General features: G+C 68.4%; 19 protein-coding genes and 1 pseudogene. 6 read left to right on the top strand and 14 right to left on the bottom strand.

What is annotated here, in order from left to right; translation table 11 throughout:
* Nucleotides 1-155 precede the first annotated feature (155 nt).
* The gene (locus ACPP3B_RS05610; RefSeq protein ID WP_299021985.1) at nt 156-446 is read left to right on the top strand and encodes a type II toxin-antitoxin system RelE/ParE family toxin; all 291 of its coding nucleotides are present in this window, start codon (nt 156-158) and stop codon (nt 444-446) included.
* Nucleotides 447-467: 21 nt separating this feature from the next.
* Here ACPP3B_RS05610 and ACPP3B_RS05615 read toward each other — a convergent pair whose 3' ends face one another.
* Genes ACPP3B_RS05615 through ACPP3B_RS05625 form a run of 3 tightly spaced genes read right to left on the bottom strand, consistent with a single transcriptional unit; the run spans nt 468 to nt 3,418 of the window.
* Nucleotides 468-1,904, bottom strand: a complete 1,437-nt coding sequence (locus ACPP3B_RS05615) for an NAD(P)(+) transhydrogenase (Re/Si-specific) subunit beta (RefSeq protein ID WP_424859981.1) — start codon at nt 1,902-1,904, stop codon at nt 468-470.
* Nucleotides 1,901-2,227 carry an NAD(P) transhydrogenase subunit alpha gene (locus ACPP3B_RS05620; RefSeq protein WP_424859982.1) on the bottom strand — a complete coding sequence of 109 codons (327 nt, stop codon included), beginning with the start codon at nt 2,225-2,227 and terminating at the stop codon, nt 1,901-1,903. The genes ACPP3B_RS05615 and ACPP3B_RS05620 overlap by 4 nt, the downstream gene beginning before the upstream one ends.
* A 42-nt stretch (nt 2,228-2,269) precedes the next feature.
* Nucleotides 2,270-3,418, bottom strand: coding sequence for a Re/Si-specific NAD(P)(+) transhydrogenase subunit alpha (locus ACPP3B_RS05625; RefSeq protein WP_424859983.1), 1,149 nt, complete (start codon nt 3,416-3,418; stop codon nt 2,270-2,272).
* A gap of 107 nt (nt 3,419-3,525) precedes the next feature.
* On the opposite strand from ACPP3B_RS05625, the gene ACPP3B_RS05630 reads away from it, so the two are divergent.
* A complete protein-coding gene (locus ACPP3B_RS05630; RefSeq protein ID WP_424859984.1) occupies nt 3,526-3,990 on the top strand; it encodes a rhodanese-like domain-containing protein in 465 nt (154 codons plus the stop codon).
* A gap of 78 nt (nt 3,991-4,068) precedes the next feature.
* Nucleotides 4,069-4,566 carry an NUDIX hydrolase gene (locus ACPP3B_RS05635; protein ID WP_299021995.1) on the top strand — a complete coding sequence of 166 codons (498 nt, stop codon included), beginning with the start codon at nt 4,069-4,071 and terminating at the stop codon, nt 4,564-4,566.
* Nucleotides 4,567-4,578: 12 nt separating this feature from the next.
* Here the strand turns inward: ACPP3B_RS05635 and ACPP3B_RS05640 are convergent, their stop codons facing one another.
* Together ACPP3B_RS05640 and ACPP3B_RS05645 are read right to left on the bottom strand one after the other, a co-directional pair.
* On the bottom strand, nt 4,579-5,310 hold the full coding sequence (locus tag ACPP3B_RS05640) for a 16S rRNA (uracil(1498)-N(3))-methyltransferase (protein WP_424860150.1): 732 nt from the start codon (nt 5,308-5,310) through the stop codon (nt 4,579-4,581).
* Between the two features lie 30 nt (nt 5,311-5,340).
* Complete coding sequence (locus ACPP3B_RS05645) at nt 5,341-6,465, bottom strand: aminoglycoside phosphotransferase family protein (RefSeq protein WP_424859985.1); 1,125 nt, start codon at nt 6,463-6,465, stop codon at nt 5,341-5,343.
* A 9-nt stretch (nt 6,466-6,474) separates the two neighbouring features.
* Between ACPP3B_RS05645 and ACPP3B_RS05650 the strand changes: the two genes are divergently transcribed.
* From ACPP3B_RS05650 to rsmA, 3 genes are read left to right on the top strand one after another with little or no spacing between them, the layout of a single operon-like run.
* On the top strand, nt 6,475-8,967 hold the full coding sequence (locus ACPP3B_RS05650) for an LPS-assembly protein LptD (protein WP_424859986.1): 2,493 nt from the start codon (nt 6,475-6,477) through the stop codon (nt 8,965-8,967).
* Entirely contained in the window at nt 8,960-10,282 is a 1,323-nt protein-coding gene (locus tag ACPP3B_RS05655) for a peptidylprolyl isomerase (RefSeq protein WP_424859987.1), read from the top strand. The genes ACPP3B_RS05650 and ACPP3B_RS05655 overlap by 8 nt, the downstream gene beginning before the upstream one ends.
* Nucleotides 10,279-11,109 (top strand): 16S rRNA (adenine(1518)-N(6)/adenine(1519)-N(6))-dimethyltransferase RsmA, encoded by an 831-nt coding sequence (rsmA, locus tag ACPP3B_RS05660; protein WP_299022009.1) that lies wholly within the window; start codon nt 10,279-10,281, stop codon nt 11,107-11,109. Before ACPP3B_RS05655 ends, rsmA begins: the two co-directional genes overlap by 4 nt.
* A gap of 195 nt (nt 11,110-11,304) precedes the next feature.
* Here the strand turns inward: rsmA and ACPP3B_RS05665 are convergent.
* From ACPP3B_RS05665 to ACPP3B_RS05705, 9 genes and pseudogenes are all read right to left on the bottom strand, one after another.
* Nucleotides 11,305-11,706: pseudogene (locus ACPP3B_RS05665) on the bottom strand (barstar family protein); the annotation flags it as partial.
* Nucleotides 11,707-11,749: 43 nt separating this feature from the next.
* A complete protein-coding gene (locus ACPP3B_RS05670) occupies nt 11,750-12,082 on the bottom strand; it encodes a ribonuclease domain-containing protein (RefSeq protein WP_424860151.1) in 333 nt (110 codons plus the stop codon).
* A 190-nt stretch (nt 12,083-12,272) separates the two neighbouring features.
* Entirely contained in the window at nt 12,273-14,618 is a 2,346-nt protein-coding gene (locus tag ACPP3B_RS05675; protein ID WP_424859988.1) for an NADP-dependent malic enzyme, read from the bottom strand.
* Between the two features lie 134 nt (nt 14,619-14,752).
* Nucleotides 14,753-15,031: a DUF2061 domain-containing protein gene (locus ACPP3B_RS05680; RefSeq protein ID WP_299022013.1), complete on the bottom strand. Its 279-nt coding sequence runs from the start codon at nt 15,029-15,031 to the stop codon at nt 14,753-14,755.
* A gap of 96 nt (nt 15,032-15,127) precedes the next feature.
* Entirely contained in the window at nt 15,128-15,829 is a 702-nt protein-coding gene (locus ACPP3B_RS05685) for an ABC transporter ATP-binding protein (RefSeq protein ID WP_424859989.1), read from the bottom strand.
* On the bottom strand, nt 15,822-17,039 hold the full coding sequence (locus ACPP3B_RS05690; protein WP_424859990.1) for an ABC transporter permease: 1,218 nt from the start codon (nt 17,037-17,039) through the stop codon (nt 15,822-15,824). The genes ACPP3B_RS05685 and ACPP3B_RS05690 overlap by 8 nt, the downstream gene beginning before the upstream one ends.
* A 119-nt stretch (nt 17,040-17,158) precedes the next feature.
* Nucleotides 17,159-17,512, bottom strand: coding sequence for a biotin/lipoyl-binding protein (locus ACPP3B_RS05695; protein ID WP_424859991.1), 354 nt, complete (start codon nt 17,510-17,512; stop codon nt 17,159-17,161).
* Nucleotides 17,513-17,713: 201 nt separating this feature from the next.
* The gene (locus ACPP3B_RS05700; protein ID WP_424859992.1) at nt 17,714-18,457 is read right to left on the bottom strand and encodes a GntR family transcriptional regulator; all 744 of its coding nucleotides are present in this window, start codon (nt 18,455-18,457) and stop codon (nt 17,714-17,716) included.
* Complete coding sequence (locus tag ACPP3B_RS05705) at nt 18,450-20,135, bottom strand: sigma 54-interacting transcriptional regulator (RefSeq protein WP_424859993.1); 1,686 nt, start codon at nt 20,133-20,135, stop codon at nt 18,450-18,452. Before ACPP3B_RS05705 ends, ACPP3B_RS05700 begins: the two co-directional genes overlap by 8 nt.
* Nucleotides 20,136-20,421 lie beyond the last annotated feature (286 nt).

Genomic DNA, 20,421 nt, shown 5'->3' on the forward strand with positions numbered 1-20,421 from the left:
AGATGCTGCCCGCGTGAAGAAAGACGGGAGACATTCAAGCAGGATGCCCTACGTGCCTGGGACGACTATCAGCACACCGGCCTGCACCTGACGGCAGAAGAGGCCGATGCCTGGCTGGCGAAGTTGGAAGCGGGCGACGATGCGGAGCCCCCCAAATGCCACGGCTGATCTGGACCCCGCCGGCGCTGGCAGATGTGCAACGACTCTTTCGCTTCCTCGCATCCAAAGACACGCGTGCCACGCAACGCGCGGTAGCGGCGATACGAGCGGGGGTCGAGGTTTTGGCCCAGCAGCCGCACCTCGGCCGCCCGGTGGAGGACATGCACCCGGCGTTTCGGGAATGGCTGATCGACTTCGGCAGCAGTGGCTACGTCGCTCTTTATCACTTCGACGCGCAGTACATTGCCATTCTCGCGGTCCGGCATCAAAAAGAAGCCGGGTATTGAGTCGCCTCGCCCACCGCCCCCTCACTCGATCGCCTTGACGATGTCCTCCACCACCTTCTTGGCGTCGCCGAACACCATCATCGTCTTGTCCATGTAGAACAGCTCGTTGTCCAGGCCGGCGTAGCCCGCGGCCATGGAGCGCTTGTTGACGATGACGGTGCGTGCTTTGTACGCCTCCAGGATGGGCATGCCGTAGATGGGGCTGCCTTTTTGCAGCGCGGCCGGGTTGACCACGTCGTTGGCGCCCAGGATGACCGCGACATCGGTCTGGCCGAATTCGGCGTTGATGTCCTCCATCTCGAACACCTGGTCGTACGGGATCTCGGCCTCGGCCAGCAGCACGTTCATGTGGCCCGGCATGCGCCCGGCCACGGGGTGGATGGCGAACTTGACGCTGATGCCTTTTTCGGTGAGCTTTTGCGCCAGCTCCTTGACCGCGTGCTGCGCGCGCGCCACCGCCAGGCCGTAGCCGGGCACGATGATGACGCTCTCGGCGTTGGACAGGATGAACGCCGCATCGTCGGCACTGCCGCTGCGCACGGTACGCTGGGGCTGGTCGGCCTGTGCGCCACTCGCGGCATCCCCGCCAAAGCCACCCAGGATGACGTTGATGAACGAGCGGTTCATCGCCTTGCACATGATGTAGCTCAGGATCGCACCCGAGGAGCCCACCAGCGAGCCGGCGATGATGAGCATGGGGTTGTTGAGCGAAAAACCGATGCCCGCCGCCGCCCAGCCGGAGTAGCTGTTGAGCATGGACACCACCACCGGCATGTCCGCCCCGCCGATGGGGATGATGATGAGCACGCCCAACACGAAACTCAGCGCCGTCAGCACCGCGAACGCGGTCCCATTGCCGGTGAGCGCAAACACCACGCCCAGCGCGATGATGACCAGCCCCAGCACCAGGTTGAGCAGATGCTGGCCGGGAAACACCACCGGCGCGCCGCGAAAGAGCCGGAATTTGACCTTGCCCGACAGCTTGCCAAACGCGATGACCGAGCCGCTGAAGGTGATGGCGCCGATGGCCGAGCCCAGGAACAGCTCGACCTTGTTGCCGACGGGGATGTCGCCGCCCTTGGCCGCTAGGTCGAACGCCCACGGCTCGACCACCACCGCGATGGCGATGCACACCGCGGCCAGGCCGACCATGCTGTGCATGAAGGCCACCAGCTCCGGCATTTTGGTCATCTCGACCCGGCGGGCCATGATGGCGCCCGCCGTGCCACCCGCGACCAGTCCCAGCGCCACCCAGGCCAGCCCCATGGCTTCGTCCAGCGCCATGCGCTCGGCCAGGGTGGTGATCAGGCCCATGGTGGTAACGATGGCGATGGCCATGCCGACCATGCCGAAGACGTTGCCGCGAATCGAGGTGGTGGGGTGGCTCAGGCCCTTGAGCGCCTGGATGAAACAGACGCTGGCCACCAGGTACAGCAAAACGACGACATTCATGCTCATCGGGCGGCTCCTTCATCGGCCGGGTTGGCCTTGCGCTCTTTTTTCTTGAACATTTCCAGCATGCGGCGCGTGACCAGAAAGCCACCGAAGACGTTGACGGCGGCCAGCGCCACCGCCAGCACGCCCATGGTCTTGGCCAGGCCGGTTTCGGTCAGCGCCGCCGCCAGCATGGCACCGACGATGACGATGGCCGAAATGGCGTTGGTGACCGCCATCAGCGGCGTATGCAGGGCCGGGGTGACGTTCCACACCACGTGGTAGCCCACGTAGATGGCCAGCACGAAGATGATGAGGTTGAAGACGACGGGGGAGATGGCTTCCATGGCAAACCTCGAACGGTGGAGTGATCGGGCACGACGCCGCATTCAAGCGCGACGCTTGACCTCGCCGCCTTGCGTGACGAGGCAGGCGCTGACGATGTCGTCCTCCAGCGGCACCTGCACGGCCGTGGCGTCCTTGGGACAGATGAGCTTGAGGAAATCCAGCACGTTGCGCGCGTACAGCGCCGAGCTGTCGGCGGCCACCAGCGCGGGCAGGTTGGTGTGTCCGATGATGGTCACGCCATGCACGGTGACCACTTGGTCGGGCACGGTCAACGGGCAGTTGCCCCCGGGTTGCCCGTGCGGACCGACCGGACCGCGACCCGCGGCGATATCCACGATGACCGAGCCCGGCTTCATGCTGCGTACCATGTCTTCGGTGACCAGCGTTGGGGCAGGGCGGCCAGGGATGAGCGCGGTAGAGATGACCACGTCGGCCTGCGCCACGCGCTTGGCGACTTCGACCTTTTGGCGCTCGAGCCAGCTCTGCGGCATGGGGCGCGCATAGCCGCCGACGCCTTGTGCGCATTCGCGCTCCTCGTCGGTCTCGTAGGGCACATCGATAAATTTGGCCCCCAGCGACTCGACCTGCTCTTTGACCGCTGGCCGCACGTCGGACGCCTCGATCACCGCGCCCAGTCGCTTGGCGGTGGCGATGGCTTGCAGGCCCGCCACCCCCACGCCCAGCACCACGACCCGCGCGGCCTTGATGGTGCCCGCTGCGGTCATGAGCATCGGAAACAGGCGCTGGTAGTGGTTGGCCGCCAGCATCACGGCTTTGTAGCCGGCGATGTTGGCCTGGCTGGACAGCACGTCCATGCTCTGCGCGCGCGTGGTGCGCGGCATGGCCTCGAGTGCAAACGCGGTCAGCCCTGCGGCCGCCAGTCGCTGCAGCCCCTCGGCATCGAAGGGGTTGAGCATGCCCACGAGGGTGGCGCCCGACTTCATGCGCGCGAGCTCGTCCGCCGACGGCGCGCGCACCTTGAGCACCAGCTCGGCACCCAGGGCGGCGTCGGCATCGACGATCTCGGCGCCTGCCGCGCGGTAGGCCTCATCCGGTGCGCTGGCCGCCACACCGGCGCCGCTTTGAACCAGCACGGTGTGGCCTTGCGCCACGAGTTTTTTGACTGTCTCCGGGGTGGCGGCCACCCGGGTCTCGAGTGCCGCCGTTTCGGCGGGCACGCCTATGCGCATGGTGGGTTCTCCTCTGTTGGGTCGATCGCCGATCGCATCGTGCGAGCGGTGGCGTTGTCGGCCAATATATCATCGCCGACCCGCCTTCGATCTCACCGGAGCTTTCCATGACTGTGCGCGCCGCTGCCGTGTCTGCCGCATTCGCTTGCAGCCTGCTGGCTGCCCCGTTGGCCCACGCCGACCCGAAAGCCACCGCCATCGACGAGATGGCCGCGTACTTGGAGTTCGTCGATTACGGCGGCGGCGTCATCTTCGCTGAGCAGATCCCGAAGGAGGACTGGACGCGCTTCTTTATCATCGACGCCCGCGATGCCGGTCAATACGCGAAGGGCCACATTCCCGGTGCCGTCCATATGGAATGGCGGCAGGTGTTGGCGCGGCGCAACGAAATCCCCAAAGACCGACCGGTGCTGATCTACTGCAACACCGGCTCGCTGTCGGCGCAAGCGGGTTTTGCGCTGCGCGTGGCGGGCTGGGACAATGTGCGCATCCTGCAGGGCGGCATGCAGGAGTGGCTGGCCAAGGGCGGGTTCGACGCCGCGGGTCGCGCCGCAACCCCCGCCCGGCATTGATCCGCGGACCGAGTCGCGTTCGCGCCGGCGGCCATTCTCCCCACCGCCGACATTCTCCCCACCGCGGATAATGTTGATATGACCGAACGTTGGAAACCCAGTGTCACCGTGGCAGCGATCATCGAGCGCGCGGGGCGATATCTATTGGTGGAAGAACACACCCCCGATGGCCTGCGGCTCAACAACCCTGCGGGTCACCTGGACCCGGGCGAGGGCCCCGTGCAGGCCTGCGCGCGCGAGGTGTTGGAAGAAACGGCCCACCGTTTCACGCCCACGGCGCTGCTCGGGATCTACCTGTCGCGCTTCCAGCGCCCCGAGCGGGGAGAGGACGTGACCTACCTGCGCTTGGCGTTCACGGGTGAGCTGGGCGAGGTGGTGGCGGGGCGCGCGTTGGACGCGGGCATCGTGCGCACCGTGTGGCTGACGCGCGACGAGGTGCGCGCCAGTTGCGAGCGCCACCGCAGTCCGCTGGTGTGGCGCTGCATCGAGGACCACGCGGCCGGCCGCCGCTGGCCGCTAGAGGTGATTGACACCGATCCCTCGATCACGGCACTCGGCCCGCTGTTGCACGGCTGACGGCACCCCCGCTCAGGTCAGGGTCAGCACGGCCAGCGCGGCCACGGCCGCGGTTTCACTGCGCAGCACGCGCGCGCCCAGCGAGAGGGGCTGCCAGCCCGCGGCCTGCAACGCGGCCTCCTCGGCGGCGGTGAGGCCGCCCTCGGGCCCCAGCACCACGCGGCAGGCCGGGCCGATGGCCTGCGCCCACGCCGCACAAGGCAGCGCCCCGTTGCTCAGCGACAGGTAGGCGCCCGGCACGCCGTCGGCCAGCGCCCCGGCGTGCGCCAGCCAATCGCGCCACTCGCGCACCGGGTGCAGGAGCGGCACCCGGTTGCCGCCGCACTGTTCGCACGCCGCCACCGCCACCGCCTGCCAGTGGGCCACTTTTTTGGCGGCACGCTCGCCGGTCAGGCGCAGTACGGTGCGTGCGCTCACCAGGGGCTGCACGCTGGCGACGCCCAGCTCGGTGGCCTTTTCGATCAACCAGTCCATGCGTTCGTTGGCGGGCATGCCCACGGCCAGGTGCACCGCCCGCGCGGGCTCGCGTTCGACGGCGTGGTGCGCCAGCACCTGCACTTGCACCTGCTGGCGCCCCATGGTGGTCACGCGCGCGTGCCACTCCCCACCGCGCACGGGGTCGCCAAACAGGGTGAGCGCGTCGCCGGGCTGCAAGCGCAGCACCTGCACGTGGCGGCTGGCCGCTGACGGCAAGGTCAGCAGCACGCCGGGCTGCAGCGGCTCGGGGTGGTGGATGCGCGGCACGGGCATGCGCTCGGCTCCGGTGGCGCCGTGTCAGCCCAGGCGGCCAAAGGAGTACGCCGTCGGGGAGTCCTGCCCTTCGATGGCGTCGAGCAGGCGCAGCAGCGGGGCCAGCTCGCGGTAGCGGGCAGCGGTGTGGCGGATATAGCCGATAAAACGCGGCGCATCGGCCAGGTAGCGCGGCTTGCCGTCGCGCAGCGTCAAGCGGGCAAAGATGCCAGCGACTTTCAGGTGCCGTTGCAACCCCATCCACTCCACCGCGCGGTAAAAGGCGCCGAAGTCCTGCGCCCAACCCTCGGCGTCGAGCAAGCCGGCGCGGCGCGCTGCTTCCCAGTAGCGGATGGTGACGTCGAGCACCACCTCCTCGTCCCAGCTCAGGAAGGCGTCGCGCATCAGGCTGGCGATGTCGTAGGTCAGTGGCCCGTGCACCGCGTCCTGAAAATCCAGCACGCCCAACCGCCCGTCGGGCCGCGTGGGGTCGAAGTCGCCGTGGGGCAGCATGAGGTTGCGCGGCATGAAGTCGCGGTGCACCCATACCGTGGGCTGCGCCAGCACGCGCTGCACGATGAGGTCGAACGTCGCGGCCAGCGTCTGGCGTTGGGCGTCCGTCAGCGTCAAGCCCCGGTGACGCGCCACGTACCAGTCGGAAAAGAGCGCGAGTTCGCGCCGCAGCAGCGCCTCGTCGTACGGCGGCAACTCGCCAGGGCGCGAGGCTTGCTGCCACGCCACCAGGGCGGCGATCGCGTCCTTGAAGTAGGGCAGCGCCGCCTCCGGCCGCGCCGGATCGAGCGCGTCCAACAGGGTCTGCTCGCCCAGGTCGGTCAGCAACAGAAACCCCTGCGCCTCGTCCCACGCCAACACCCGCGGCGCGCGCACGCCCGCAGCGTGCATGAGCGCGGCCACGCGCACGAAGGGGCGACAGTCCTCGTGGGCGGGCGGCGCGTCCATCACGATGAGGGTGCCGTCGGGTGTTTGCGCGCTGTCGACGCGAAAGTAACGCCGGAAACTCGCGTCCGCGCTGGCCAGCCGCAGCGTGTCGGGCTGCACGCCATGCTCGGCTGCGAGGCCCTGCAACCATTGGTCGAACGCGCGGGCGCGTGCCGCATCGGGCCAATCGATGGGAGCGGGGGAGGCAGAGGGGGAGTGGGATGTGCTCATGGATAATCGATGGCATTCTACGAAGGCTTCGACCCTCGCTCACCGACCGTGCCGATACGCCTCGCCGCCCATCCCTCGCCCGCCCGGCGCTCGACCGCCGGGCGCGGTCGGTTGCGTGTCGGCTGGTGGCTGGGGCTGCTGGGTCTGGCGGGCTCGGCCGCCGCCGAGCCCCTGCTGCTGCAACCGTCACTGACGCTGCTGGAGCAGCTACCCCCCGCGCTGCGCGGCAAAACGCCGACGACCGTCGAAGGGCAGCGTATCGAGGGTAAGGTCGATGAGGTCACGGTCGTGGAAGGCGCCGCCGTGTTGCGCCGGCACGACGTCACCGTGCGCGCCGAGCGACTCGAGCACCGCGCCACGGACGACACGGCACTGGCCAGCGGGGGCGTGCGCATCCACCGCCAGGGCGACGTCTACGAAGGCGCGCGGCTGCAACTCAAGCTCGACACCTTCGAGGGGCGCTTCGACGACGTGCGCTTCCAATTCCTGCGCACGGGCGGGCAGGGCGAAGCCAGCCGCGTCGACTTTCTGGACGAGAACCGCGCCGTGGCGCACGATGTGCGCTACAGCACCTGCGAGCGCCCGCCCGGATCGCGCTGGACACCGGCGTGGGCGGTAACGGCGGACGAGGTGCGCTTCGATCTGTCCACCGACACCGGCGAGGCCGTCGGCGGGCGGTTGGAGTTTCAAGGTGTGCCGCTGTTGGCCGCGCCGTGGATCAGCTTCCCGCTGTCGGATGCGCGCAAGACGGGACTGCTGCCGCCGACCTTCAACCTGGACAACCGCAGCGGCTTCGAGACCACGGTCCCGTACTACCTGAACCTGGCCCCCAACCGCGACGCCACGCTGTACCCGACGCTGATGACCAAGCGCGGCGTGGACCTTGGCGGCGAATACCGCTACCTGGAGCGCACGTACGGCGGACAGGTGCGCGCGGCGTGGATGGGCAACGACCGCCTGCGCGACCGCGACCGCTGGGCCTACGCCATCCAGCACCAGCACGCGCTGCCGCCCATCGAATGGCTGCCGGGTGCGGGCGTGCGGCTCAACCTCAACCGCGTCAGCGACGACGACTACTGGCGCGACTTCCCGCGCACCGCGGTCATCACCAACCTGGCGGCGCGGCTGTTGCTCAACGAGGCCGTGCTCAGTGGCGGGGCGGGGCCGTGGTCGTACAGCCTGGCCGCACAGCGCTGGCAAACGCTGGGCGCGTCGCGCACGCTGGTGCCGATCGGCTCGGATCAAATCGTGGCACCCTACGACCGGCTACCCAGCGTAGCGCTGCGCTACCGCCCGGGCCGGTTAGCGCTGGCCGGCTTGGACGGCTGGCGCCTGACGGCCGACGCGGAGCTCACGCATTTCGCCACCGACCGGCTGCCCACCGTGTGGGACGGCGTGTCGGCGGGCGACCAGCGCACCGACGTCGATGGCACGCGCGCATTGGGGGTGGTGCGGCTAAGCCGCCGCTGGGAGGCCCCGGGTTGGTACGTCGAGCCCAGCCTGCAAGCGCACGTTCGGCACTACCGGTTCGATCAGCCCATCGGCGACGGGCGACGCAGCACCAGCGTGGCACTGCCCACGGCGGCACTGGATGCGGGCTTGTTCTTCGAGCGCGAGACCGTGCTGTTCGACCGTGCCGTGGCACAAACGCTGGAACCGCGCGTGCTGCTGTCGGCCACCCCGTACCGCGACCAGCGCTTGCTGCCGGTGTACGACAGCGCGGTGTTCGACTTCAACCCGGCGACGATTTTTGCGCCCAACCCCTATGGCGGGCACGACCGCATCGCCGACCTGCGCGCGCTGACCTACGGGTTGAGCACGCGCCTGTACGCGCTGGACGACGGGCGCGAGCTCGCTTCCATCGGCCTGGCACAGCGGCTGCGCTTGCAAGACCAGCGCGTGACGCTGCCCAACGAAGGCGTGGCCGCCGAAGGCCGCAGCGACATCCTGATCGGCGCCACCGTCAACTGGACGCCCGCGTGGGCCCTGGGGGGCACGTGGCAGTACAACACGGCGCGCCGCACGTCGGTGCGCACGCTGCTGTCGGCGCGCTACATGCCGGGCCCGTACCGGGTGCTGAGCGTGGCGTACCGCAACAATGAAACCACCACCGCCCGCAGCCGCCAGCTCGACCTCGGCTGGCAGTGGCCGCTGGCGGCCCTGCTGGGCGAGCGAGCGCCCGCCGCCGTGCCGGGCCGCGCGCTGGGCCCCGGCCAGTGGTACGGTGTGGGCCGGATCAACTACAGCTTCACCGACCGGCGCATCGTCGATCTGGTCGCGGGCTTCGAATACGATGCTGGTTGCTGGATCGGGCGCGTGGTGCTCGAGCGCCTGCAGCAAAGCCGCACCAGCGCCAACCAGCGCATCCTGTTCCAGCTCGAATTCTCGGGTTTCTCCCGCTTGGGCAGCAACCCGTTGCAGACCTTGCGCACGCAGATTCCGCGCTACCGCTACCTGCGCGAGGACGTCAACCCGCCCAGCCGCTTCGAACGCTATGAATGAGTCCCTCCCGATCCGCCGTGCTGCCGCGAGCCTGCTGTGTGCCCTGGCGCTCGCGGCCCCTTTGACCGCCCCGGCCCAGATGCCGGCCGGCGCGGCGGCGACGGCCGACTACGTCGTGGCCCTGGTCAACGGGGAGCCGATCGCCGCCTCGGAGCTGCGCGCGCGGCTGGCGCGCATCGAAGTCCCCGCCAACGCGTCGCCTGCCGAACGTACCGCCCTGGCACGCCAGGTGCTCGATCAGCTCATCGACGAAAAGGTGCTGCTGCAATGGGCTGCCGACAGTGGTATCCGCGTGGACGAGGCGGCCATCGACGCTGCCGAGGCCGAGGTGGCACGCCGCAATGGGCTCAGCGTCGCCGAGCTGCGTGCGCGCCTGCCGCAAGCCGGGCTGACACCGGCCACGCTGCGTGCCAACCTGCGCAACGAGCTGCTGCTGCAGCGCCTGCGCGAGCGCGAGGCGTCGCAGGCCCGCGTCAGCGAAAGCGAGATCGACGCCTACCTGCGCCAACACCAGGCGGGCGCCGACCCAACGCGCACCGCGCTGGAGCTGGCGCAAGTGTTGATCGCGGTGCCCGACAACGCCAGTGGCGAGGCGCTGGCGCGCGCGCGCCAGCAAGCCGAAGAGATCGCGCAGCGCGCCCGGGCCGGTGAGGACTTTGCCGCCCTGGCACGGCGCCACTCGCAGGCGCCCGAAGCCGCCAACGGCGGACGCCTGGGCCTGCGCAGCGCCGACCGCTATCCCACCCTGTTCTGGGAAGCGGTACGCGACCTGCGCCCGGGCGACGTCGCGGGTCCGCTGCGCAGCGGCGCGGGCTTTCACGTGCTCAAGGTCTTGACCAAGCGGCACGTCGATCTGCCCGAGCCCACGGTCACGCAAACCCGCGTGCGCCACATTCTGCTGCGCGCCAACGACGAGGCCAGCCAGCGCGCCGCCATCGCACGCCTGCAGGCGGTGCGCGAACGCATCGTGTCGGGACAAACGAGCTTCGACGCCGCGGCGCGCGAGATCAGCGAGGACGCCTCGGCCCGTGACGGCGGCGCGCTTGGCTGGGCCACGCCGGGGATGTTCGTGCCCGAGTTCGAGGAGGCGATGGACGCGCTCGCCCCTGGGCAGGTGTCGGCCCCGGTGGTGTCGCGCTTTGGCGTGCACCTGATCGAGGTGCAGGAGCGCCGCACGGTCGAGCGCAGCCCGCGCGAGCTGCGCGACGCCGTACGTTCCCTGTTGCGGGAGCGCAAGGCCGATGAAACCCTGGCCGAGCGGTTGCGCGAGCAACGCAGCCGTGCCTATATCGAAATCCGCGAGGCACCGCAGTGAAGCCGTCCCGCCGCGTCACTGGCAACACCCACGGTCACCGGGCCCGCAAACGCTTCGGACAACATTTTCTAAGCGACCCCGCGGTCATCGACGCCATCGTGCGCGCGATCGACCCCGAGCCGGGTGACTGCATGGTGGAAATCGGCCCCGGCCTGGGGGCGCTCACGCAGCCCTTGGTCGAGCGGCTGGGGCGGCTAACGGTGATCGAGCTCGACCGCGACCTCGCTGCGCGCCTGCGCCGTCACCCGCAGCTGGAGGTGGTCGAAGCCGACGTGCTACAGGTGGACTTCGGAGCCCTCGCCGCGCACTGCGGCAACACACCGGGAGCGGCCGTCCCACGGCGCCTGCGCGTGGTCGGCAACTTGCCGTACAACATCTCCACCCCCATCCTGTTTCACGTGCTGGCCTGGGCCGACCGCGTGCTGGACCAACACTTCATGCTGCAAAAGGAAGTGGTCGACCGCATGGTGGCCACGCCCGCCACCGCGGCCTATGGGCGGCTGAGCGTCATGCTGCAATGGCGCTATGCCATGGAGACGGTGCTGCTCGTGCCGCCGCAGGCGTTCGAGCCGCCCCCGCGCGTGGACAGCGCCGTCGTACGCATGGTGCCCTGGCCCACGCCCGCGGCGCTGGACGTGGCGCTGCTGGAAGCGCTGGTGCAAGTGGCGTTTTCGCAGCGGCGCAAGCTGCTGCGCCACACCCTGGGCCCTTGGCTCGAGGCGCGGGGCTACGGCGGGGCTTTCGACACGCAGCGCCGCGCCGAGGAGGTGCCCGTGGCCGAATACGTGGCGCTGGCGCAAGCGTTGGGCGGCCCCGCGCACCCCTGAACCCCGAGGCAGGACTCCCGAGCAGGACGGGACCGCCGCCCCGGGGCCAGGCGGTCAGGCCGCGCTGAGCCAGTAGCCCGCGTTGAACGGGCTGCTCATGCGCAACGCCTGCGGGCTGACGTCGACCAGCTTGTCGGTCAACAACGGCTCGTCGGTGGCGGCCAGATCGGCCGGCTTGGGCGCCCGCGCCACCGAGAACGAATAAAAACAGCGGAACGGCACCTTGCGCTCAGCCCAAAAGTCGGCCACATCACGGAAGACGTCGAGCAGCTGCTCGCGCGCTTCCTTGTCGAACTTGGGGCTCGTGGGGATGTGCTCCAGCACCACGATGAAGCCGGTCTGCGGCCCCGACTTGTAGACCGTATCGGTCAGGCAGTCGTACAAGGCATCCAGGTTTTTGCCGTTGTGCGGCGGCAGCTGATACTGATTCGAGATCAGCTCCAGGATGTCCTGCTTGTTCTGGGCCGTGGCCAGGTTGGCGTACAGGAAGTGGTGGCCCAGCGCCTCGGCGGCGGCCTGCAGGTCTTTGACCGTGAAGGCGCGAATCGACTGGACGATGTTGGGTCGAACGTTGCGCAGCGGCTGTTCCATGGTCATTGGGTCCAAGCGAGAGATCGATGGAAAAACGGATTCCTGCGCGTCACGGCACAATGCGGCGAAAGCTCGCGTAGTGATCGGCCGTGTAGTAGCAGGCGTCGGGCACGGTGGGCGTCCAGCCGCCGCAGACGATGCGGCGCGCACCCCGGTGCGTCAAACCAGGCGTGGGTACCGTGTACTCGCGGTAGTAGCCCCGTTTTTGGGCGGGCAGCAATCGCTCGCGGTTGAAAAACACCGTGCCGTCCTTCTCGTACGGAAAGGGCCCCCCTTGTCGGATCAGGCGCATGACCACCTGTGCCTCGCGCGGCAGCTCGGCCAGCGCGACCACGGGCATCTCGGCCGCCGCCGGTGTCGGCTCGACGTCGCCGCGCGCCAGCGTCGGCAGCGCCACCGCCCACCAGACCAAAGCCGCGAGCCAGGCCAGCCACGACCAACGCCACCCGTTGCGCACCCGATCCTCTCTTGGGGTAAACCCTGAAATCAAGCGCGCAAGTGTGCCTGAACCGTCCGCGGATTGCAAGATCTTGACAAATCGGAAGTCTTGTGCTGCGGATGGGCGTGCGCGCTCAGGCGCGGCCGGATGGCTCGCCCGTGCCGTCGGCGGCGCCCACCGCGCGCGGCCCCACGTTGGCCTCGGCGACGGTCAGCGCCGTCATGTTGACGATGCGGCGCACCGTGGAGCTGGCGGTCAAGATGTGCACGGGTTTGGCCACCCCCAGCAGCATCGGGCCGATGGCGATACCGCCACCGGCCGCGGTCTTGAGCAGGTTGTAGGCGATGTTGGCCGCGTCCACATTGGGACACACCAGCAGGTTGGCCTCACCCTGCAAAGTGCTGCGCGGCATGATCTGCTGGCGCGCGGCCGCGTCCAGCGCCACGTCGCCGTGCATCTCGCCGTCCACCTCCAGCCAAGGGGCCTGCTCACGCAGCATGGCCAGCACCTTGCGCATCTTGACCGCGCTCGGGGCATCGGATGAACCAAAATTGGAATGCGACAGCAGCGCCGCCTTGGGCGTGATGCCAAAGCGCATGATCTTGCGCGCGGCCATCTGCGTGATCTCGGCCAGTTGCTCGGCGCTGGGGTCGATGTTGACGTGGGTGTCGACCAAGAACACCTGCCGCCCGGGCAGCAAGATGGCGTTCATGGCCGCATAGGCCTGCGCGCCCGGGCGTTTGCCGATCACCTGATCGATATAGTGCAGGTGCATGGCCGGCGTGCCCCAGGTGCCGCAAATGAGCCCATGCACTTCGCCATGGCGCAGCAGCATGGCCCCGATGAGCGTGAGGCGGCGGCGCATCTCGATCTTGGCCATCTGCGGCGTCACGCCGCGGCGCTCCATCAGCTGGTGGTAGTCCTGCCAGAAGGTGCGGTAGCGGTGATCCTGCTCGACGTTGACCACGTCGTAATCGTCGCCGGCGCGCAGCCGCAGCCCAAAGCGCTCGATGCGCTGGGCGATCACGGCGGGCCGCCCGATGAGCACCGGACGCGCCAGCCCCTCGTCGACCACCACCTGCGCGGCGCGCAGCACGCGCTCCTCCTCGCCCTCGGCATAGGCCACGCTCTTGTAGCGCGCCTGCTTGGCGATGGCAACCACCGGCTTCATCAGCGTGCCCGACGCGAACACGAAGGTCTGCAGCCGCTCGCGGTAGGCATCCAGGTCAGCGATGGGCCGCTGGGCGACGCCACTGCGCGCCGCCGCCTCGGCCACCGCAGGGGCGATGCGCATCATCAGCCGCGGGTCGAACGGCTTGGGGATCAGGTACTCCGGCCCAAAGGCGAGCTTCTCCCCCGCGTACGCCTGGGCCACCACTTCGCTTTGCTCGGCGCGCGCCAGCTCGGCGATCGCGTGCACGGCGGCGATTTCCATTTCGTCGGTGATGGTGGTGGCCCCGCAATCGAGCGCCCCCCGGAAGATGTACGGAAAGCACAGAACATTGTTGACCTGATTCGGGTAGTCGCTGCGCCCCGTGGCCATGATGGCGTCATCGCGCACCGCGCGCACCTGCTCGGGCAGGATTTCGGGTGTCGGGTTGGCCAGCGCAAAGATGAGCGGACGCGGCGCCATGCGCGCCACCATCTCGGGCTTGAGCACACCGCCTGCGGACAGGCCCAGAAAGACGTCGGCCCCCTCGATGACCTCGGCCAGCGTGCGCGCGTCGGTGCGCTGCGCAAAGGGGGCCTTGTCCGGGTCCATCAGTTCGGTGCGGCCCTCGTACACCACACCCGCCAGGTCGGTCACCCAGATGTTTTGGCGCGGCAAACCCAGTTTGACGAGCAGGTTCAGGCACGCCAGCGCCGCCGCCCCGGCACCCGACGTCACCAGCTTGATGTCCTGCAGCGACTTGCCCACCACGTGCAGGCCATTGAGCAGCGCCGCGCCCACGACGATGGCCGTGCCGTGCTGATCGTCGTGAAACACCGGGATCTTCATGCGCTCGCGCAACCGGCGCTCGATGTAGAAGCAGTCGGGTGCCTTGATGTCCTCGAGGTTGACGCCGCCAAACGTGGGCTCCAGTGCGGCGATGATGTCCACCAGTCGATCGGGGTCTTTTTCGTTGACTTCGATGTCGAAAACGTCGATGCCGGCGAACTTTTTGAACAGCACCGCCTTGCCTTCCATGACCGGCTTGGCCGCCAGCGGCCCGATGTCGCCCAGACCCAGCACCGCCGTGCCGTTGGTGATCACCGCCACCAAGTTGCCGCGGCCGGTGTAGCGAAAGGCGTTGGCCGGGTCGGCGACGATCTCCTCACAGGGCGCGGCCACCCCGGGCGAATACGCCAGCGCCAAGTCACGTTGGTTGGACAGTGCCTTGGTCGGCGTCACCGACAGTTTGCCCGGTGTGGGGTGCTCGTGGTAATCGAGCGCGGCGCGCTTGAGCTGCGCGCGCGAGTCCGATGGGGATTCGGCCATGGTGGAACCTCCTGGGGGTCGTCGCCTGCGCAACGGCGACAGGCGGCAGCATGAGGCTCCGATTGTAGAAAGCCCCCACGGGCCCCACGCGCCGGTGGCGGCAGCCGTGACTGCATTGGCGCCAATGCACCCGTTCAGCCCAGCGCCGATGAACCCGCGGCAACGGACGGTGCAAGGCGCGGCGTCTGCCGCGGTTGCGCGCGCGCCACCACCCGCGCCCAGGCGCGCTCGTGGAAAAAGTACGCTACTGCCTGCACCGTGGGCTCCAGCAACGACAGGGTCAGCGCCGCCCACAGGTTGCCCGTGACGGCGTAGGCAACGGCCGCCGCTACCGTGATGTGCAGCACGTAGTAGGTGGCGGTTTTCAGCAGCGCCAAGCGGTGGGTGTGGACGATGCGACGGATGCGTGCCATGACCGTACTCCTCGATGTGCAGGGGATGATGGGGTCATGGTAGCGATTCTCAATACGATTATCAATCGATTCTGTTTAGCCCATCGATAGCGCTTATCACGCAGCCCCTGCCGAGTCCCGCACCAGCCGCCCGTCTTGCAAATACACCTGCCGATCACAGCGAGCCGCCAGCCCCGCGTCGTGCGTGACGATGAGAAATGCCGTGCCTTCGTCGCGGTTGAGCTCGCGCAGCAGGGCAAAGACCTCTTGCGCGGTGCGGGAGTCCAGGTTGCCCGTGGGTTCGTCGGCCAGCACCAATCGCGGGCGGTTCATGAGCGCGCGCACGATGGCCACGCGCTGCTGTTGGCCTCCGGAGAGCTGCACCGGCCGTTTATGCGCGTGCGCCGCCAAACCCGTGCGCTCCAGAAGCAGGCGGGCGCGGCGGCGGTCGTCGGCGTGGATGCGACCGCGCCCGGCCGCCAGCACGGGCATCAGCACGTTCTCTTCGGCGCTGAAAGCGCCCAGCAGATGGTGAAACTGGAAAATGAAGCCGAGGTATTGGTTGCGCCAGGCGGTGCGGTGCGCCTCCGAGGCGGCGTGGGCGGGCTGGCCGGCCAGCCAGATTTCGCCTTCCGACGGCGTCTCGAGCAGCCCGATGAGGTTGAGCAGCGTGGACTTGCCCGACCCCGATGGACCCACGAGCGCGGCAAACGCGCCGTCCGCCAGCGTCAGGTCGATGCCGTGCAGCACCTCGACGATCGGGGACGCGCCCCCGCCGTAGCGCTTGCGCACGCCCTGCAGACGCAGCACGTCAGCCACGGATCGCCTCCACGGGGTCGAGCCGCGCCGCACGCCGCGCGGGCAGCCAGGCGGCCAGTACCCCGACCAGCGTGGCCAGCGCGGCGCTGGAGACGAACAGCTCCGGCTGCAGCACGATCGGAAACAGCGGGCTGCCGTCGGCGTTGCGGGCCACGCGCGTAAATCCCACGGCCAGCGCCGCCCCCAGCGCCGTGCCCAGCAACGACCCGCCCAGGCCCACGATCCCCCCTTGCAGCAAAAAGACGGCCAGGATGCGCTGTCGGGGCGTGCCCATGGCGCGCAGGATGCCGATTTCGCGCTGGCGCTGCACGACCGACACCACCAACACGCTGGCGATGCCCAGCGCCACCGCCAGCGTCACGAAGAACCGGATCATCAGGCCCGACGCGCTCTGGCTGCGCAAGGCGGTCACCAGCTGGCCGTTGGCGGCCTGCCAGCTCTCGGCGGTCAACCCCGTGACCCGCGACAGATCCGCCGCCAGGCGCTGCGCCTCGAACAAGCGCTGCACGCGCACGTCGATTTCGGTGACCTCCAGCCCGTAGCCCAGCAAGCTTTGCGCATCGCGCAGCGGCAGCAACACACGCCGACGGTTGAGATCTTGCACGCCGTAATCCAACACCCCCGCGACGCGCACCGACAGCACCTCACCGGACGCGGACTGCAGCCGCACGCGCGCCCCAGGCGCCAGCCCCAGATCGGAGGCCAGCTCGCTGCCGATCAGCGCCTCGCCCGCGGCGAGCGAGAGCGTGCCCTCGCGGCGTTTGTCGTCCAGCCGGATGACCTGCTGAAAATCCGCCAAATCCACGCCCAGCACGACAATGGCCTTGCGCACCCCGCCCTGCTGGGCCACGCCCGGGCCGGACGCCACCGCTGCGGCGGCTTGCACCCCCGGCACGGCCCGCACGGCGGCGAGCACCGCATCGACATCGCCGATGGTGGCCTCGCGCTGGGTGCGCTTGCGCACGTCGGCCAGCGTGCGCACTTCCGCCCGCGCGTCCCAGGCCCGCTGGTTGAGCCGCTCGGCCGGGCGCAGCACCACGTGCGCCTGCGACGACAGCGTGCGGTCGATGATGTTGGCCTGCAAGCCATCGATGATGGCCGTGATGTAGACCACCACCGCCACCCCGATCGTGACCCCGCCGACGATGAGCCAGGTCTGAAACCGCCCATCGCGTAGCAGCCGCCACGCCACCGTCCAGACGAACCTCACGGCCGCACCTCGACGCGCCCACCTTCGGGCAAGTTCGGCGCGGGATCGATCACCTACACCCCCACGTCAACACCGGCGCGCACAGGCAACGCACCGTCCGTGGGTGCCCGCACGGTCGTCTAGTCCAGGCGAGCGCGCGATTGCCGCAGCGCAGCGTCGGCCTGGGCCACGCGCTGTCGGGCCGCCTGCCGCTCGGCCTCTGCCAGTTGATTGCGCGCGTCAGCCTGCTGCGCCCGTGCTTGTGCGACCGCCGCACGCCATTCGTCGCTGTCGAGCACCACGAGCGGGGTGCCGGCCCGGACCGCTGCCCCCTCGGCCACGGGGGTGGCCCATACCCGTGCGGTCACCGTGCTGGCCAGGGTCGTCTCGCGCGCCGCCGCTACGCGGCCGGCCACGACCACCGACATCTGCACGAGCCACGCCTCCAGGGTCACCACGCGCACCGGCACCGGATGCGTCATCCACCATGCCACGCCCCCATCAGCGCCAGCAAGACGATGACCCCTATCCATCGTTTCGTTCGTTGACCCATGGCCGGATTGTCGTTGATCGTCCGTCTGATGGCGGTATGCCGCAACGCTGGGCCCAAGTCCGCGGGGGCTATACTCGGCCGGCATCGTACCGCCAGCGAGGCACTCGCCGGTCCTGGGAGCTCGAAGGGAATCCCCGTCGAGTCACGCACCGGCACGCAGCTCAGCGGCGGCCGGCAACGATAAGGCTGACCCCGACTGACGACTGACCCGAGTCAAGAGGTCTAGGGTGGCTCGAATGTGTGCCTCCAAGGCCAACGCTGCGCGGGTCTCGTTACCCTCGATCACGGCGTCGTAGATTTGTCGGTGCTCGGCGGCGACGTCGCGCCCCTGAGAGTGGTGACAGGCGATCGCTTGGCTGCGGTACCGCTCGCCGTGACGCGCCAAAATGCGCCAGATGCGCAGCGTCCATGGCGATGGTCGGCCGGAGATCAGCAGTTCGTGAAAGCGCGCGTTGAGCGCCTCCCAGCGCTGTCGATACTGGGGATGGACCGGGCATTCGCTGAGCGCTCGATAGGCCTGCGTCAAGGCGAAACGCCATTGCTCATCGCCATGGCGCATCGATTGGCGCAGGGCATCGAGTTCGATGTGCAGCCGCAATTCGGTCAAATCGGCCAAATCTTCCAGGGACATCGGCGCGACGCGAAAACCCCTTTGTCCCTCGGCTACCACCAAAGCATCGCTGACCAAGCGCGTAATTGCCTCGCGCAGCGTCCCGGCGCCCACGTCATAGCGTTGCCGCATATGCTCGATGCGCAACTTCTCGCCAGGCAGCAACCGTCCCTCCACGATATCGTCTCGCAACCGGACGTACACCTGCTCGATCAGGGTACGCGACCCACCGTCCGGCGAGGGCACCCCTTCGCGTGGCGCGCGGCGCTTACTCATCTTCCCCCCGGACGGGCTGGCCATAGCGGTAGCGCAGCTGTGCGCGCGTCATGCCCAGGCTGCGCGCCGCGGCGGTGAGATTGCCTGCCGCGCGGCGAACCGCCTCCTCAATGAGCGCCTGTTGCAACCGCTCCCAGTCCAGCCCACGCCGCTGGATTTCGTCGAACAAGGCGGCTACGTCTGCGCAGGGGGGCGCCCGAAGTCGCCCGTTCTCACCGACGACGGCCTCGGGCGTGACGGCCAACGATGGAAACAGATGTTCGACATCGATTCGCGTACCCGATGACACGAGGATGACGCCGCGTTCGATCAGGTTTTCGAGCTCGCGCACGTTACCCGGCCAGGCGTAGTGGCGCATGACATCCAGCGCTCGATCCGTAATCCCGATGGTATGTTTGCCGTGCTGCGCGGCGAACCGTCGGATCATGTGCCGTACCAGCGGCTCGATATCCTCGGGACGCTCACGCAGCGGCGGTATGCGGATGGGGTAGACGTTGAGGCGATAGAGCAAGTCGCGCCGGAATCGACCCTGTGCCACGGCTTGTTCGAGGTCGACATTGGTCGCCGCCACCAAGCGCACATCCACCCGCTTGGGCGCAGTGGCCCCCAGCCGCTCGATTTCTCCCTCTTGCAGCACCCGCAACAGCTTGGCCTGCGCCGCGAGCGGCATGTCGCCAATCTCGTCCAGAAACAGGGTGCCGCCGTCGGCGCGCTCGAATCGCCCCGCGCGCGCCGCATGGGCCCCGGTGTACGCGCCGCGCTCGACACCGAAGAGTTCGCTTTCGATCAAGTCGCCCGGCAGCGCGGCACAATTGACGGCGACGAACGGTCCCTCCCGTCGGGAGCTCATGGCATGCAGAGAGCGGGCAAACCGCTCTTTGCCCACCCCCGTCTCTCCAGTCAGCAAAACGGTCACTTGCGTCGCCGCCGCCTTGCGCAACAACTCCAACGCCCGGGAAAAGGCGGGCGATTCACCGACCAGCGCGGCCGTCTCATGGCACTCGCACAGCGACGAGCGCAGCGTCTCGACCTGGCTGTGCAAGTCCTCCAGCCGCAACAGCATGGGGTCGGCATCGTAATCGGCGGCCAGCGCATCTCCATCGGGCCAAGCATCTCGGGGGCGCCCCTCGATACGACAGTGGTCGGCCCCACAGGCGGCGCATTGAACCTCTTTATACAAGATGGGTTGTCCGAAAAACCCACTCGTGTAGCCCGATGCGTATCCGAGCAACATCCAGCATACTGGTTCACGTTGGGGGCCAAAGTCACGCAGGTGGGCATCGACCTCCCAACTGTGATCCCATCGGTAAATACCGAGGTAATGTCCACGCTGGCCATCCCACTCGAACCGCTCGGGGGTCACTTGCACGGCACCTTCGAGCATGTGCAGCTGCGGCCCGACGGCAAACATCGCGAACATATCGGCGCCCGCACGGACTTGGCGCGCAAGCTGGGCATCCGCTTGCCCAGCCGCATACCCGGCGCGCAGCAGCAGCCGTCGGGTCGCATCGCGACCAATGGTCTGAATCAGTTCGCGCCGTAGGGCGCCCAACGCCGCCGCGTGAACGAGCAACATGCGCTGACCAGCCAACCAGATCCGGCCGTCGTGCGCGGAGAAGTGAATCAGGCGACGCAGGTCGTCGTCCTTGGGCAACGCGGGAACGGATGGGCGGCTCACAGCTCGATTATCGATAACCAGTAGACCCCAAGGATCAGGGTTTCCCCGCATTTTCAGTGGCTGATTTCAGCCAGCGCCCCATCACAACCTGGCCACACTCGTCACGCTGCAGTGCAACACAATGGGGTGAGGCGGCGCGCTCTCCACCCACGAAGCGCCATCGAATGGCGCCGACCACGGCTTTCGGCTAGGGAATACCCTAGTTTTATCGATATTTTCTAGCGATGCCGGTGAGCCTGGCATGGATCATGCGTGCTCTGTGGCACCTGTTCCGTGCGAGGTTTGC

The sequence above is a fragment of the Tepidimonas sp. HKU77 genome, from assembly GCF_049728535.1.
Classification (GTDB): domain Bacteria; phylum Pseudomonadota; class Gammaproteobacteria; order Burkholderiales; family Burkholderiaceae_C; genus Tepidimonas.